Consider the following 16,324-nt stretch of genomic DNA (forward strand, 5'->3'; position numbering starts at 1 on the left):
AATTGAAAGGTGGCAAGTACACAATGAAATTCACTGATGGTCTCTGGCTGGTGCGTGATGGTATCACGATTAACGGTGCAGTTCAAAATTATGTTGTAGAAAAGACTCCAGAAGGATTAACAGCAACTACTCAAACCACTCCAATCACAGGGCGTTCAGCGACGCTGAACTCAACCCTGCTTACTGTAAAATTTCATTCCCCGCTTCCAGGTGTGGTAGGGGTTAAGATTATTCATCATGATGGCGTACAAGAACGCGGTCCAGTCTTCGAACTCACAAAAGGTACTGGAGATCATGTTAAGATTGAAGAAACCGATTCCGAGACTGTACTGATCAGCGGCGGACTTCGTGTAGTGATTCGCAAAGGCCAACAATGGGCTGTGGATTTCTATCGTGGAGACGAGAGAATTACAGGCAGCGGTTTCAAGTCCATGGCTTATATCACAGATCAAGACGGCAACACGTATATGCGTGAAGAGCTGGATCTCGGTGTAGGTGAATTCGTATATGGTTTGGGCGAGCGTTTTACCGCTTTTGTAAAGAATGGACAGACCGTAGATCTTTGGAACAAAGACGGTGGTACTAGCTCCGAGCAAGCTTATAAGAACGTTCCTTTCTATGTAAGCAGCAAAGGCTATGGTGTATTTGTTAACCATCCTGAGTTGGTTTCTTATGAGATCGCTTCGGAAAAAGTGAAAAAAGCGCAATTCAGTGTAGCTGGAGAAAGCCTGGAATACTTCGTGATTGATGGTCCTACCATTAAGGAAGTGATCAGTAACTATACCTCACTTACTGGCAAACCTGCACTTCCGCCAGCTTGGACATTCGGCCTGTGGCTGACGACTTCTTTCACTACCGACTACGATGAAGCAACCGTAAACTCTTTCGTAGATGGTATGGCAGAGCGCGATTTGCCACTGAGTGTATTCCACTTCGATTGTTTCTGGATGCGTGAATATCAATGGACCGATTTCCAGTGGGATGAGCGCGTATTCCCTGATCCAGTAGGCATGCTGAAACGCCTGAAAGAAAAAGGGCTGAAGATCTGCGTATGGATCAACTCTTATATCGGGCAACGTTCCCGCTTGTTTGAAGAAGGCAAGAAAAATGGTTACCTGCTCAAAAAACCTAACGGTGACGTTTATCAATGTGATCTTTGGCAAGCGGGAATGGCGCTGGTGGACTTCACCAACCCTGCGGCTTGTGAATGGTATGCCGGCTACCTGCGTGATTTGGTAGATATGGGTGTAGATAGCTTCAAGACAGACTTCGGCGAGCGTATTCCTACAGATGTAGTTTACTTCGATGGATCTGATCCGATGAAAATGCACAACTATTACACGCAACTGTACAACAAGGTTGTATTTGAAGTGCTTGAAGAGAAGCTTGGTAAGAATGAAGCAGCATTGTTCGCACGTTCTGCAACTGCCGGTGGCCAACAGTTCCCGGTTCACTGGGGCGGTGACTGCTACGCAGATTATGAATCCATGGCGGAGAGCCTTCGTGGTGGATTGTCTCTGGGCTTGTCAGGTTTCGGTTTCTGGAGTCATGATATCGGCGGATTCGAGAACACGGCTCCGGCACATGTATTCAAACGCTGGTTGGCGTTTGGACTATTGTCCAGTCACAGCCGTCTGCATGGTAGCACTTCGTACCGTGTGCCTTGGGCTTATGATGATGAAGCTTGTGATGTTACCCGTTTCTTCACCAAACTTAAATGTAGCTTGATGCCATATCTGTATGATGTAGCAGGACAGGCTCATGAACATGGCTGGGCTTCTATGCGGGCTATGGTTATGGAATTTCCGGAAGATCCTACCTGCGAGGTGTTGGATCGTCAATACATGCTAGGTGAATCCTTGCTTGTAGCCCCTATCTTCCAAGAAAACGGTGAAGCGAAGTACTACTTGCCGGCTGGTCGCTGGACTCACCTGCTTACTGGTGAAACCGTACAGGGCGGATCATGGCGCAAAGAGAAATATGATTTCTTTAGCCTGCCACTATTCGTTCGCCAGAATTCCTTGCTGGCAATTGGCAGTGTGGATAACAAACCAGATTACGACTATGCGAATGGCGTGAAATTTGGCTTGTATTCACTTGAAGATGGCACCACGACTTCTGCAACCGTTCGTGATCTTAAAGGTGCTCCTGAATTGACTGTGAAGGCTGACCGTAAAGGCGGTACGTTAACAGTTACTGCGGAAGGCAGCGGTAAAGAATTCTCGCTTTCCCTTAAAGATCTGGGAGCTATCGCTTCTGTAGAAGGTGCAGAGCAAGTAGATGAAAATACAGTAAAAGTAAACGCAGGTGCAAAAACCGTATCGTTTACGATCACATTGAAATAAGATTGTTTCTTAAAGCATATTGATATAGCCATAACCTCTCTTGTAAACAGGGTGGACGATCTGTTCCCTTAGTTTATTGGAGAGGTTTTAGTGTTACAATCTTACTGAATAACGGGGGAAACGTTATGGATACTAATTTAACCAAGGGAAGTGGAGTATTGAACCAGACGGATTATACCTCAGCAACGGTTCTTTCAACTGCAGCGAATTTTATAATGAATAGGCAAGAACCGTTTACGCATACGTTCCGGACTTATATTCGTTTAAGGGAAAATGGTACGTTAAAGTTAAAGTTCTGGCATAGCAATGCGGTGGATTCTACATGGGATCAAGGGCAAGAAGCTGTAGGCAGTGAACCTGGAGGCGACTGGGTTATCGAGACAGCTTATATCGCTGACGGAGGAACAGAACCAGACGGAACGATAACTGAAAATACACAGCATGCGCTTACCTTTGAGGGCAAAGCCTCAAAAACCGTTGCGGCTGGTGAATGTTTCTGGAGTGATGAGACAAGCATTGTTCTACCGGAGGGTCATTACTTGGCGTTTACGTGGACGATTAAGACGCTCACTGCAGGCAAATCGATTCCTTTCAATGTAGAAGGGATGCTGGCTACAGCTTATGACGGGCCTGGAAATCTTGCTGCACAGCAATCAGCGGATGGTTTTACTGTGTCTGATAATCTTTTGGTACTGCCAAGCTTTATTGGGTATAAGAAATCTGTTACCAAGAGACTAGTATTTCTGGGGGATTCGATTACTCAAGGTGTGCGGACCTTAAAGGATGCGTACGAATATTGGGTTGCGAGAATTGCGGATGGCCTTAGCACGGATATTGGGGTATGGAATCTCGGCTCTGGCTGGGCTAGAGCTTATGATGTGGCCGCGGATGGCCCATGGCTAAACAAAGCTAAGCAGAGTGATGAAGTGATGATCGTACTCGGAGTAAATGACATTGATATTGGCTGCCGTTCGGCGGACGAGCTTCTTGATGATTTGCAGACCCTTATTTCTAAGATCAAGGGGGCAAATGCTGAAGCTAGTATTATTCTAGGTACGGTACCGCCATTCAATTTCCAGGGCGAGAGAGAAGAGACTTGGCGCAAGGTGAATCGTGAGATTTTGTCCAATCCGCCTATAGGTGTGAGCCGGGTGTTTGATATAGCAAGCCTATTATCATTACCTGCACCAGATGATCATCTTATCAGACCGGAGTATATGAGTGGAACAGACGACCCGCATCCGAATGGCGAAGCCGGCAAGACGGTTGCGGACGCCTTTTTAAAAATATAAGAATTTAAGTTTCACGCTATACATTATCCTTATATTTCTGCGAGAAACGGTTGTCTTCCATATAAGGAGACAATCGTTTTCTCGTAGCGAGGTATGAATTAAATTTTAGTCTGGTTTCGGTAGTCCTTAGGTGATGCCCCAATCTGTTTCTTGAAGACCTTGCTAAAGTATTTCACATCATGAAACCCGACCATTTCAGAAATTTGCGACAGCCTAAGCCGAGGGTTCTGCATAAGCAGCTTAGCTTTATCTATCCGGATGTTAACGATATAATCAGAGAAATTAATGCCGTATTCCTGTTTAAATCGGCGTGATATATATTCGCGGCTAACATAGAACTTACTGGCAACCTCCTGTAGGGAAAGATCGGAGGCGTAATTGAGTTCAATATATTTCACGATGTCATGCATAGGATTACGTTCTTTAGCTTGTTTAGCCGAGAATACTTCTGACAGTCGCTCCATCAGGTCAAATGACCAGTCACGCCAGGCAAATAAGGAGAACGAGTATCCGTTCGTATAAGGGGCCGGATGAAGCTGGTCGGCCTGTTCTAGCTCGGCTAGTGCGCTATCGGCATCAGGGCCTAACATTTCACGTACTAACTGGGAACGGAATAAAAGAGCATCATTCTTCCATGAGTTTAGGATCTCTGGTGTAACAATACCACCTCGGCTAAGCTCGTCTACCCAGTGCTGCGCTGCTGAGGATATAACTTCAGGGCTTCCGCTGATGACTGCCATTTTCCAATCCTCCTTCACACGAGCAAAGATCGTCGGAGATGCATTTCCTTGAATTTTTGGCTTTGAGATTTCATTTCGCTCTTTAAACTCTTCAGAAGAACTGGAGAAATGGCAGTAATCCTCATGAACTAATAAATTTCGACGCTGCAGGGCCTCGGCCACTTCTGCACGCTGAGAAGGTAATTGCTTAGGCAGGCTACCGATACAGCTAATTCCGAAATGCATTCGGACCTGTAGGGTAGCGTAGATACCCTGATTAATTTTACCTATAAGCTCGACAACTGACGTTTGAATATCCCATAGAATAATGGCAATCTCCGAAGGACCTCCCCAGTAACGAAAGGCCACACCCTTATGCTGACCTTGTAGAAATTCATTGCATATATTGACGATTGCGTAATTCATGAGCCCAGTGTCTCCTCCAAAACGTTTGAGCAGGAGATTATTTCCTGTGTCTGTCTGCACCAGGATTAAGCGCGAAGTGAGGACATTGTCCGGGATAATGTCATCGTTACATAATCTTCGGAAGGATAATTCCGAGTTGATCGGATCATCGATTAACGCGGATAGAAGCTTTTCTCCGTAGATGGGCTTGAACTCATTGAGCTGAATACTCTGCTTCTGTCGCTCGCTCCGATCAGCTTCCTCTGAACGCCAGGCAGTCACTGCCTTAGCGACTGCAACATTGATGGCCTCTGCTTCAATGGGTTTAAGGATGTAATCAATCCCTCCATGGCGTACGGTCTGGCGGACGAACTCGAAGTCATTATGTCCGCTGACCACAATAAACTTGGTGTTGCCGGCAAATTCGTTAACCCATGTCATTAACTCTATGCCATTGCCGGAATCCATCATCATGTCCATAATGACTAAGGCGGGTTTTGCTTGCCGAATAATCTCTATGGCCTCATTTCCGTTTCCGGCTTCCAGAATCCCATCGATTTGATGCGCGTCCCAGTCAACAAGAAGTCTAACTGCTTTTCTAACTCTGGCTTCGTCATCAACAATTAACGCCTTCATATCGTCTCACGCTCCGCTATAATGTCTATTTCCAGTCTTACAACCACTCCACCCGCTCTGAGGTTGTCCACAGTCAAGAGGGCACTGTCTCCGCATACTAGCTTGAGCCGTGCCAGAACGTTCGGCAGACCAATACCAGATCCAGCAGCTTCCTTGTCTTGCTCAGAATTTCTTAATAAATCAATATCTGTTCTAGTGGAATGTTGAAGTTTCTGCCGTAGAAGATCCAGTTTCGCAGAAGGAATGGCATTTCCGTTGTTTTGGATACGAATTTCCATCCGCTTGTCACCTGCTCTTGCTGAGGTGATCTCAATGAATCCATCCGTACGGGAATGATTAAACCCATGTTTGAAATAATTTTCTACAATAGGCTGCAGAATCATTTTAGGCATAAATGTCTCTAAAAGAGATTCCTCCATATCGTAACGGAAACTGAATTTATTTTCAAAACGTTCCTTTTGCAATTCAATATAAGCTTTGACATGATCCAGCTCGTCTTTAACGGTGACAATCTTCTCCTCATTGTACATGCTGTAACGCATCATTTTCGCAAGCGCCGAAAGAAGAGAATAGATTTGGGGTACCTTAAGCTCCAAGGCAAGCGTACCGATGATTTGCAAGGTGTTGTTGAGAAAATGCGGATTGATCTGCGCTTGCAAAGCCCGCAGCTCATTCGTTTTATTCGTTAATTCAAGCTTATACTCTCTCAGGATCAGATTGTTGATCGTATCCATCATACTGCGGAACCGCTCTGTAACGACACCGATCTCGTCTTTGCCCATGGGGCGGATATCGATATCAAGCTTCCCGGTCTGGACCTGATTCATATAGCGGGTCAACTGCTTAATCGGGGCTGTGATTCGAAAAGAGATTAGGATTGTTAGTGTAGTAATGGTAATCAACAGCAGGACCATCAGTGCTATATTAATCTTTGCCGCTTCATTGGCTTCTCGGAAAAGATAGGAAACAGGAATCTGCTTTACCAGTGTCCATTTCAATCCTGGACCTTCGATATTCTGGTAAATAAACATGGCTTTATCCTCTTCAAAGTAGCCCTGTGGGCTAGGATTTCCCGCGATGTGTGCATTGTACCAATTACCTTTCAGTTTCTTACCGTATTCTTCGCTATTGTCCCCATAGACAATGTTTCCGCTGCCATCCAGCAGCCAGATGTTCTCTTGCTTCTGGTCATATAACTGACTGATGATGTCGGTTAGCGCTGTTAGCTTGACATCAATCGACAGGTAGCCAAGTGCCTTTGTGGTAGGGACCTTTTCAATTCTTCTATGCAAGGTAAACACTGGTTCCGGTACGAACTGCGGGATCGGTGCCGTTAGGCCGTAGCTATGACTTATATGTGTGCTCTGTATGGATACCGTAGACTCGGTAGTGATTTTGGAGTCAGGATAAGGTGGGATACCCTGCCAACGTTTCGGTGTACTCTGGGTAAGCAGAGTAGCTGTGTTTTCTTTGACACCGTATAAATAGACCTGAGAGATGTCAGGCATAGAGGATGAAATATAATTCAGAGAAGAGTAGATTCGTGCATTGGCTAGCATATCCTCGTATCCGGCTTCCAGTGACCTGTAGAATTCTGAATCTGAATAAACGATAAGGGAGAGTCGATTCAGCTCCTGAATCAGACTTTGGATATTTTTAGTGCCTTGAAAGAGAAGATTCGTATTCTCATCTACTGCTCTTGTTCTTAAGGATTGAGTACTAAAGTGGTAACTTATAAACATTGTGGCCATAATGCAGATTAAAGTTGGGAGTAGGATGAAAACGATCATTTTTGTGCGAATCGTGTTCCATTTCATCGAAATTTGTCACATCCGATCAATATTTTACACCTGAAAGATCACTTCCGTAGGTGTGAGGTAGCCTCAAAAAAACAGATAATATGTGTATAAAGCATAAACAAGTAAGTGAGCAAAAGAAAGGGGGGGACAATAAATGCGCGGCACTAAGTTGTCCCAGTTAGGTCAACAAGCATTTTTCGTTGGTCCTGCAGTCTTGTTTTTTACCTTAATAACGATTATCCCATTCATCATGGGGATGTATTACTCTTTCACAGACTGGAACGGTGTATCTGGTCATGTAAGTTGGGTCGGATTTCAAAACTTCTCCACTATATTTACGAATGACCCCGACTTCTGGTCTTCCTTTTGGTTTACAGTAAGATTTACTGTGTTAGGTGTTGTTTTGACTAACGTGGTAGGATTCTTCCTAGCTTATCTGTTAACGAAACCTTTAAAGACACGGAACATGCTTCGGACTATTTTCTTTATGCCGAACGTTATTGGGGGATTGTTGCTTGGGTTCATCTGGCAATTTATCTTCATCAAAGGGTTCGCAACGATGGGAGAACTCACCGGCTGGTCGTTCTTTAATCTTCCTTGGCTGGGTGATGCAACAACCGGCTTCTGGGCGATTGTGATGGTTTTTGTTTGGCAGTCATCTGGTTATCTGATGGTTATCTACATCGCTTCTCTAAGTAACGTATCGAAAGAAGTATTGGAAGCGGCTGATATTGATGGTGCCTCCCGTTGGCAGGTCCTGCGCAGCATTGTAGTTCCATTGATCATGCCTGCTGTAACTATCGGTTTGTTCCTAGCGATTTCTTGGTCCTTCAAAATGTTCGACCTTAACCTTTCCTTGACGAAAGGTGGACCGTTCAAATCTACAGAGTCGGTTGCCATGAATATTTACAATGAAGCCTTCCTGAACAATCGTTACGGTCTGGGTACTGCTAAAGCGCTGCTGTTCTTTGTTATCGTAGCGATTATCACTCTGATTCAGGTCCGTATTACGAAGAGTAAGGAGGTAGAAGCTTAATGAACGCTAAGTCAAAAGGCAGATGGAATATCGGCGTAGAGGTGTTGATGATTCTTCTTGCCCTTCTCTTCCTCTCTCCATTTTATTTCTTACTTGCGAACTCAGTGAAATCCTTCGGTGAAATTCTGAGTGATGCCGCAAGCTGGCCACAGACATTTATGTGGTCGAACTATACAAATGCTTGGAAATTGGCACGGTTTGGTGAAGCTTTCCGAAATTCGGTTATCATAACGGTTATCAGTGTTATTCTGATCTCTCTGTTTAGTGCGATGGCTTCTTATCGTATGGTTCGGGCGAATACGAAATTCAATCAATTTTTGCTACTGTTGTTCGTAGCTGCAATGGTTGTTCCGTTTCAAACGATCATGATTCCAATCTTGAAAGTCGTAAATGTAATTGGAGTAAACAACTCCTTCCTAGGATTGATCATTACGAATCTAGGGATCAGTGTTCCAATGGCAATCTTCCTGTTCCACGGTTTTATCAAGTCCGTTCCGCTTGAAATCGAAGAGGCGGCAACAGTTGACGGATGTAATCCAATTACCGTATTCTTCCGCATAGTACTTCCCTTGCTGAAGCCAATGGTAATGACAACGATCGTGCTGAATGCACTTGGAATATGGAATGATTATCTGCTGCCTTCCTTGATTCTTCAGGCACCAGAACTTCGTACCATTCCGCTGGCGACCTTCTCCTTCTTTGGTCAATACACCAAGCAATGGGATATGGCGCTTCCGGCTCTCGTAATCGGGATTGCTCCAATTATCATCTTCTATCTGTTTATGCAGCGTTACATTGTTGAGGGAATAGCGGCTGGCTCGGTGAAAGGTTAACACCGAGCCCTCCGTTCCAAATATTGTAGACTTGATCCACTATCTTAAGGGGGAAAACATAATGAATAAGAAACGCTCGGCAGTTGCACTTTCGGCAGTAATGGCTATGAGTTTAGCATTAACAGCATGTGGTGGAGGCAATAACGCTTCTAGTAACTCACAAAATGGAAGCGCTGGCACGGATAAAGGCGAAGTGAAAACGGTTAAAATCTTTCAGTTCAAAACTGAAATCGTTGAAGGTCTGAATGAGCTCAAGGTTGAATTTGAAAAAGAATACCCTAACATCAAGCTGGATATCCAAACCGTTGGTGGTGGTGCCGATTACGCAGCAGCACTGAAGACGAAGTTTGCTTCCGGCGACGCACCTGACATTTTCTCCAATGGTGGATACGCTGAAATGGAGCTTTGGGGAGATAAGATGGAGGATCTGTCCGACCAACCTTGGGTGAAAGATCTGATTCCTATGGCTGCAGAGCCAATGACTAAAGACGGTAAAGTATACGGTATGCCAATGAACCTTGAAGGTATTGGATTTGTATATAACAAAGACCTGTTTGAAAAAGCAGGCATCACTGAAACTCCAAAAACATTGTCACAACTAGAAGAAGCGGCTAAGAAACTAGAAGCCATTGACGTAACTCCTTTTGGTAATGCATATCAAGAATGGTGGCTCCTTGGTAACCAAGGCATTAGCGTAGCATTTGCACAACAAGACGATGTAAATGGCTTCATTAAGAGCTTGAATGAGGGTACGGGTACAATCGTAGGTAACAAAGTGTTTGAAGATTGGAGCAACTTGCTCAACCTGACTTTGAAATACGGACAAAAAAATCCTTTGACCACAGATGCTAACACTCACTTGGCTATGTTTGCTAAAGGTGAAATCGCAATGATGCAAGAAGGGAACTGGGCACAAACACTTGTAGATAACATCACACCTGATATGAACATCGGGATGTTCCCAATGCCAATCAATGAAGATGCTGAGAAAAACGATAAAATGACTGTAGGTATTCCTGCTAACCTTGTTGTAAACAAAGATTCCGGATCTAAAGAAGAAGCTAAAACCTTCTTGAACTGGTTGGTAACTTCTGATATGGGTAAAGAGTATATCGTTAAAAAATGGAAATTCATTCCTGCTTTATCCACAATCGAAGCTACTCCTGAAGATATCGGTAAGCTTGGATCTGACGTATGGAATTATGTAAAAGAAGACAAGGTGTATGGTTTGCAATCTTCTAAATTCCCTGATGGTGTAACCCAAGAATTTGCTAGTGTTATTCAACAGATGATTGCTGGCAAAGTGGATGTGAACGGCTGGATGACTGGCATGCAAGCAGCTTGGGACAAGCTTAAGAAATAAGGAAAGCTCGTTCATAAAAAAGATTAAAATGGACAAGTAGTTCACAAAGGCGTTCTCCGTATACCTCATCAATATGAGACGGGGAGCGCCTTTTATCTTAGCTAGGGGAGAGGGCGCCAATGAAACGATTTGATCCTATTCAGATGGGTGTGGACTATTACCCGGAACATTGGGAAGAATCCATGTGGGAACCGGATATCAGTTTAATGAAGGAAACAGGTGTTAAGGTAGTTCGAGTCGCCGAGTTTGCATGGAGCCGGTTAGAGCCTACGGAGGGGAATTACCAGTTTGAGTGGCTGGATCGCGCGCTGGATCTTTTTCACAAATATGAACTGCAAGTTGTGATCGGTACGCCGACTGCTACACCTCCTAGATGGTTAACTACGAAATTTCCGGACGTGCTGCCAGTGTTTGCGAACGGAGATATATTCCACCCAGGGGTACGCGGACATCGCTGTTATAACAGTGCATCTTTACGTGAATACGGAAGCCGTATTACCCAGCGTCTTGCTGAGCACTATAGTGAACACCCGGCCGTTATAGGCTGGCAGACTGACAATGAATTTGGTATGTTAGATTGTCATTGTGACGCTTGCAATATAGCGTTTCGCACTTGGGTAAAAGCCAAATATGGCAGCCTTGATCGGGTGAATGTAGAGTGGGGAACGGTTGTGTGGAGTGGAGAATACAGCGATTGGAATGAGCTTACGGTTCCACTGGGCGGATCGCCACATCAGAATCCATCGTTTCTGCTAGATTATCAGCGGTTTCAGTGGGATTCGGTGGTAGCATTCCAGAAGACGCAGATTGATATTTTGCGGTCTGTTTGTCCGCAGCATTTTATCACTCATAACTTTCACAGCTATCCGCAGCGTCTGGATATGTACGCAGTCGGTGCTGATCTGGATATCGCTGCATTTGACTATTATCCGAATACTTCTCGGGCCAAGCAAGCGACAACACCATATAGCGGAGCACTTTCGTTAGACGTAACCCGAGGGATTAAACGTCAAAACTTCTGGATCATGGAGCAGCTAAGCGGCTCACCAGGTTGTTGGATGCCGATGTGGAGAACGCCGTATCCTGGGATGCTTCGTGCTTATGCGTGGCAGACGATAGCCAGAGGCGCGGATACTGTCGTTCATTTCCGTTGGCGTAGTGCAGCCGCAGGTGCAGAGCAATTCTGGCATGGACTGATTGATCACAGTAATGTCCCAGGACGCAGATTTGCAGAGTTCACTCAGCTATGCCATGAAGTGAATACACTTGGGGAAAGGCTGACTGGAACGACATTAAAGCATGAAGTGGCGATTCTACATTCTCATGAAGAGAAAGCCGCACTGGATATTCAGCCTCAAGCTGAGGGATTTGATTATTATGAGAATATTAAGCAGATCCATCGTGCAGTAACAAAGCTTGGCTTGGGCTGCGATGTGATTGACCTCAGACAACCACTGGATGGATATAAAGTAGTGATCGCACCAAATTTATACTTGCTGGATGAGGAGATCGTACGTAGTTTGGAGGATTTTGCACTAGCTGGCGGCACCTTGCTCATTACCAACCGAAGTGGCGTGAAAACTACAAATAACATCGCAGTCATGCAGCCACTGCCGGGACTACTGAGCTATTGCACAGGGATTGAAGTACTGGAGTATGATCCGATTGGTGCTGAAACCCATAAGGTTGTTGATGCTGAGGGGAACCAATATGAATGCACGCAGTGGTGCGACATCCTGAGACCAGTTGTGGCGTGGCCGATTGCTTGGTATAGCGATGATTTCTATAGTGGAACACCGGCTGTAACCGTTAATGCTTTTGGGAAGGGTCAGGTTTATTATTTTGGAACGCATATGGAAGAGCGCTTCTGGTCAGTGTTGTTGGAGCGCCTTTCTAAACAGCAGGGGCTGTTTAGATTTGAGGGACTGCCGGATGGAGTACAGGCCTCTGTGCGTTCGGGAGATCAAGGCAGCTTCTTATTCTTGCTTAACTTGAGCCGGGAGTCTGTGACAGTCACCTTGCCACAAGAGTATAGCAGTCTGCTCGATCACTCGATTTGTTCAGGAGAGCTGCAGCTTGAGCCATATGGTGTAGAAATTCTGGAGATGTGAAAGGATTCTTAGTAACCGTTGATGGGGAGGGCGTTCTTATCTCCTTCGACCTATGATTGAATCCTTTGGGATTGTGAATGGGATTGCACTCTGTGCAATAGAATTCCTTTTTGGGTGGGGGAATTTGAGATCTGTTGCACATTGTGCAATCAGATTGGTGGAAAGCCTCCATTTTAATGGATTTCACAAGATTCTAATGCACGAAGTACAACAGAACGCTCGAAATGAGATGGAAAAGTGCATTCTAATGTATGAAGTGCAATTGAATGTGCTCCTTGGGTCGGAGGAGCTGTCGAGGCAAGTTAGTTGGTGTGGTGCAGCATGTTACGCTGGAGTGGTAGGCGAGTGGAATGGTGCAGCATGTTACGCTGGAGCGGTAGGCGAGTGGAATGGTGCAGAATGTTACGCTGGGGCAAATGGCGAGTTGGTGCGGAATAGCTGCACTTTCTACACTTATTTAAAGTTCTCGGGCTATGAAATGGATTTAGTTGTATTTAGTGCAGCTATAATGCGAAGTATCGCGGTTCTCAGCCAAATGCTGAGAATATAACTGCACAGAATACACTTATATGGATATTTTGTGCTGAACAGGCTGATTTAAGTGTACTAAATGCAGTTACTCTGACGCACATGCCCATACTAATGAGAGCCACACAGCGATGAGCTCTGTCATACGCAATCTTATGTAGCATTTCACTACGCAGGAGGCGATTAAGCTGTACACCTTAGAGTATTAGTGAAGTCGTCTAAACTGCTCCGGTGTAGTCCCTGACTGTTTGCGAAAGGTGGCAACATAATGGCTAACATCACGGAAGCCTACTCTCTGCGAGATGATTTTTACAGTAAGATCCGGCTGGCTTACGAGCATTTCTTTGCTTTTACGGATACGTAGCCGTACGAAATAGGCATAAGGAGATAGCCCAAAGGTCTGTATGAATAGATTGTTGAGATATCGCCCTGAGACGCCGAGCTGATCGGCTAGATCGTTAAGTCCGAGATCAGGATCACCATAATGGCTGTCCATCCATTTCAGTAGCGGCTGCAGCTTATCTACATTGCGGGATATTGTTGTGTTGTTATGTAGTTGCCCATATTTGCTTAAAGTAAGCAGAAAGCGATAAGCATCTGTGGAGGCAGTCAGACCAAACATGTCCTGTGAGGCATCATACTGATCAAGTATTTCTCTTAGCAGCTTGGAGAGAGGCGCCTCTTTTTCCCAGCGGTAAAAAGAATTCATATTCATCCCCAGCGTCTCCAAAATAGAACCTGCAGAGCTGCCTCCGAACGTTAGATAAGAGGTGCTCCAGTTAGCAGCAGAAGCTTCATAGCGATGTGGAGTATAGGGGAGAAGTAATACACCACTGCCTGCGGGGAGGGAGAAGCTTTCATTCTCCAAATGAATTACCCCTTCACCAGACGCCGTTTGGAGCCAATGATAGGTTTCGTAGCCATCTAAGCGAGATACTTTTTCCTGTTGATGATTGTGACCGATGCTGTCTAATGTGATAGGTAGATGCTGTCCACCCTCATGGGGGAACACAATTCTACGATGCACGATTCCCTTCAATGAATCCATCTCCTCTTAGTTCCATATTCTTATATGACGGGAAGATTATTTTATATTTATAGCGTCAAATTAACCGATTACAATATATATATAATTATACAATAAAGGATGTGCGAAGTGTGATTAACGATAAATTACCTAAGATTTGGTACGGTGGAGATTACAATCCAGAGCAATGGGATGCGCCTGTATGGGCAGAGGATGAGCGTATGTTTAAGCTGGCAGGAATTGATGTTGCCACAATTAATGTATTTTCCTGGGCGCTGATTCAACCTTCCGAAGACACTTATGATTTCTCATCACTAGATGAATTAATGGATAGACTATATAAAAATGGTACTTACGTATGTCTGGCAACAGGTACAGGAGCGCACCCAGCTTGGATGGCTCATCGTTATCCTGAAGTTACTCGTGTTGATGTGAAGGGTAGAAAACGCAAGTTCGGTGGACGTCATAACTCGAATCCAAACAGTCCGGTTTACCGCAAGTTTGCAGCGAAGCTGGCAGGAAAGCTGGCTGAACGTTATAAGGATCATCCGGCGCTGGTAGCTTGGCACGTTTCGAATGAGTTCAGTAACTACGATTATTCTGATTTATCTGAAGCGGCGTTCCGTGTCTGGTTAAAGGATCGTTACGGCTCTCTGGATGCATTAAACAAAGCGTGGAATACACGTTTTTGGGGACATACGTTTTATGATTGGGAAGAAATTGTACTGCCTAGTGAGCTAAGTGAAGAATGGGATGGTAACCGTACCAACTTCCAAGGCATTTCCTTAGACTTCCGTAGATTTATGTCGCATAGCTTGCTGGAATGCTACAAAATTGAGAGTGATGCGATTAAGGAGCACAGTCCTAACGTACCTGTTACCACTAACTTGATGGGCTTTTATGATGAACTGGACTATTTTGAGTGGGCTAAACATATGGACGTCATTTCTTGGGACAACTATCCTTCACTCGATACACCAGTCAGCTTCACGGCCATGGCGCATGATCTCATGCGTGGATTGAAGAATGGACAACCTTTCATGCTGATGGAGCAAACGCCAAGCCAGCAGAACTGGCAACCCTATAACTCTCTGAAACGTCCAGGGGTTATGCGCTTATGGAGTTATCAGGCTGTTGCGCGTGGTGCAGACACTGTTCTGTTCTTCCAACTGCGTCGTTCAATTGGTGCATGTGAGAAGTATCATGGAGCTGTTATTGAGCATGTAGGACATGAACACACGCGTGTATTCCGTGAATGTGCTGAGCTAGGAAAAGAGCTTGGCCAACTTGGAGATCAGCTATTGGATGCGCGTAGTGCAGCTAAAGTAGGGATTATCTATGACTGGGAAAACCGCTGGGCTATCAACCTTTCAAGCGGACCGTCCGTAGCTTTGGATTATGTGAATGAGATTCATAAATATTATGATGCACTCTACCAACAAAATATCGAAGCCGATATGATCGGTGTAGAAGAGAATCTGTTCAAATATGAGATTGTTATCGCACCTGTGATGTATATGGTTAAGCCGGGTTTTGCTGAGAAGGTTGAAGCTTTTGTAAAAGCAGGCGGAACATTCATTACGACTTATTTCAGCGGGATTGTTAATGAGAACGACCTCGTAACCGTTGGTGGCTACCCTGGGGAACTGCGCAACGTACTAGGGATCTGGGCTGAGGAAATTGATGCACTGCTGCCAGGGATGAGCAATGAGATTGTGATGGACAAGGCATGGGGCAATTTGAGTGTTTCTTACAAATGTGATCTGCTCTGCGATCTGATTCATGCCGAAGGTGCTGAGGTTTTGGCAGAGTACGGATCTGATTTCTATAAAGGAATGCCAGCCTTGACGGTGAATAACTTTGGTGAAGGTAAAGCGTATTACGTGGCTACCAGCCCAGAAGCGGGATTCTTGAAAGGATTCTTAGCCAATCTATGTGCTGACAAGAACATTCAGCCGCTAGTAACTGCACCGGAAGGTATCGAATCTGTGCAACGTGTGAAGGAAGGCGCATCCTACCTATTCTTGCTGAACCACACCACTGGTGATTTGAGTGCGGATATTGGTGCTACTGAGCGTACGGATCTTCTGACTGGCAATAAGGTTAGCGGTTCTGCTGTTGTGCCAGCCCGTGGAGTATTGATTTTGTCGGATAAGAACTAATTCGTAGTATATATAAAAAGATCTCGGGGAACCAGCTTGTCCCCGGAGATCTTTTTTTGTTATGCAGC

At 45.0% G+C, this 16,324-nt stretch carries 11 protein-coding genes; 8 read left to right on the plus strand and 3 right to left on the minus strand.

From position 1 onward, the window contains the following. The first annotated feature begins 23 nt into the window (after positions 1-23). On the plus strand, positions 24-2,345 hold the full coding sequence (gene yicI / locus M2444_RS18595; protein WP_280787730.1) for an alpha-xylosidase: 2,322 nt from the start codon (positions 24-26) through the stop codon (positions 2,343-2,345). A gap of 125 nt (positions 2,346-2,470) precedes the next feature. Continuing rightward, a complete protein-coding gene (locus M2444_RS18600; RefSeq protein WP_094875472.1) occupies positions 2,471-3,637 on the plus strand; it encodes an SGNH/GDSL hydrolase family protein in 1,167 nt (388 codons plus the stop codon). 98 nt (positions 3,638-3,735) lie between these two features. Here M2444_RS18600 and M2444_RS18605 read toward each other — a convergent pair whose 3' ends face one another. Beyond that, on the minus strand, positions 3,736-5,397 hold the full coding sequence (locus M2444_RS18605; RefSeq protein ID WP_280787731.1) for a helix-turn-helix domain-containing protein: 1,662 nt from the start codon (positions 5,395-5,397) through the stop codon (positions 3,736-3,738). Then, positions 5,394-7,214 carry a cache domain-containing sensor histidine kinase gene (locus tag M2444_RS18610; RefSeq protein WP_094875470.1) on the minus strand — a complete coding sequence of 607 codons (1,821 nt, stop codon included), beginning with the start codon at positions 7,212-7,214 and terminating at the stop codon, positions 5,394-5,396. The genes M2444_RS18605 and M2444_RS18610 overlap by 4 nt, the downstream gene beginning before the upstream one ends. A 136-nt stretch (positions 7,215-7,350) precedes the next feature. Here M2444_RS18610 and M2444_RS18615 point away from each other — a divergent pair, with 136 nt between their 5' ends. The 5 genes from M2444_RS18615 (at position 7,351) to M2444_RS18635 (ending at position 13,089) form a co-directional block, all read left to right on the plus strand. Then, positions 7,351-8,232, plus strand: a complete 882-nt coding sequence (locus tag M2444_RS18615) for a carbohydrate ABC transporter permease (RefSeq protein ID WP_094870769.1) — start codon at positions 7,351-7,353, stop codon at positions 8,230-8,232. Beyond that, complete coding sequence (locus tag M2444_RS18620) at positions 8,232-9,065, plus strand: carbohydrate ABC transporter permease (protein WP_094870770.1); 834 nt, start codon at positions 8,232-8,234, stop codon at positions 9,063-9,065. The genes M2444_RS18615 and M2444_RS18620 overlap by 1 nt, the downstream gene beginning before the upstream one ends. 61 nt (positions 9,066-9,126) lie before the next feature. Next, complete coding sequence (locus M2444_RS18625; protein WP_280787732.1) at positions 9,127-10,428, plus strand: ABC transporter substrate-binding protein; 1,302 nt, start codon at positions 9,127-9,129, stop codon at positions 10,426-10,428. A 119-nt stretch (positions 10,429-10,547) separates the two neighbouring features. Beyond that, positions 10,548-12,539 (plus strand): beta-galactosidase, encoded by a 1,992-nt coding sequence (locus tag M2444_RS18630; protein ID WP_280787733.1) that lies wholly within the window; start codon positions 10,548-10,550, stop codon positions 12,537-12,539. Between the two features lie 124 nt (positions 12,540-12,663). Continuing rightward, positions 12,664-13,089, plus strand: coding sequence for a hypothetical protein (locus M2444_RS18635; RefSeq protein ID WP_280787734.1), 426 nt, complete (start codon positions 12,664-12,666; stop codon positions 13,087-13,089). 183 nt (positions 13,090-13,272) lie between these two features. On the opposite strand, the gene M2444_RS18640 is transcribed toward M2444_RS18635, so the two are convergent. After that, positions 13,273-14,106, minus strand: coding sequence for an AraC family transcriptional regulator (locus M2444_RS18640; RefSeq protein ID WP_256990341.1), 834 nt, complete (start codon positions 14,104-14,106; stop codon positions 13,273-13,275). A gap of 119 nt (positions 14,107-14,225) precedes the next feature. Here M2444_RS18640 and M2444_RS18645 point away from each other — a divergent pair, with 119 nt between their 5' ends. Further along, positions 14,226-16,256, plus strand: coding sequence for a beta-galactosidase (locus tag M2444_RS18645; RefSeq protein WP_280787735.1), 2,031 nt, complete (start codon positions 14,226-14,228; stop codon positions 16,254-16,256). The last annotated feature ends 68 nt before the right edge of the window (positions 16,257-16,324 follow it).

This window comes from Paenibacillus sp. PastF-3 (assembly GCF_029893135.1).
Classification (GTDB): domain Bacteria; phylum Bacillota; class Bacilli; order Paenibacillales; family Paenibacillaceae; genus Paenibacillus_AQ; species Paenibacillus_AQ nitricinens.

Excerpts from the sequence above, each read along its gene's own strand:
- yicI (WP_280787730.1), top strand. The coding sequence starts at position 24 with ATGAAATTCACTGATGGTCTCTGGCTGGTGCGTGATGGTATCACGATT.
- M2444_RS18600 (WP_094875472.1), top strand. The coding sequence starts at position 2,471 with ATGGATACTAATTTAACCAAGGGAAGTGGAGTATTGAACCAGACGGAT.
- M2444_RS18605 (WP_280787731.1), bottom strand. The coding sequence starts at position 5,397 with ATGAAGGCGTTAATTGTTGATGACGAAGCCAGAGTTAGAAAAGCAGTT.
- M2444_RS18610 (WP_094875470.1), bottom strand. The coding sequence starts at position 7,214 with ATGAAATGGAACACGATTCGCACAAAAATGATCGTTTTCATCCTACTC.
- M2444_RS18615 (WP_094870769.1), top strand. The coding sequence starts at position 7,351 with ATGCGCGGCACTAAGTTGTCCCAGTTAGGTCAACAAGCATTTTTCGTT.
- M2444_RS18620 (WP_094870770.1), top strand. The coding sequence starts at position 8,232 with ATGAACGCTAAGTCAAAAGGCAGATGGAATATCGGCGTAGAGGTGTTG.
- M2444_RS18625 (WP_280787732.1), top strand. The coding sequence starts at position 9,127 with ATGAATAAGAAACGCTCGGCAGTTGCACTTTCGGCAGTAATGGCTATG.
- M2444_RS18630 (WP_280787733.1), top strand. The coding sequence starts at position 10,548 with ATGAAACGATTTGATCCTATTCAGATGGGTGTGGACTATTACCCGGAA.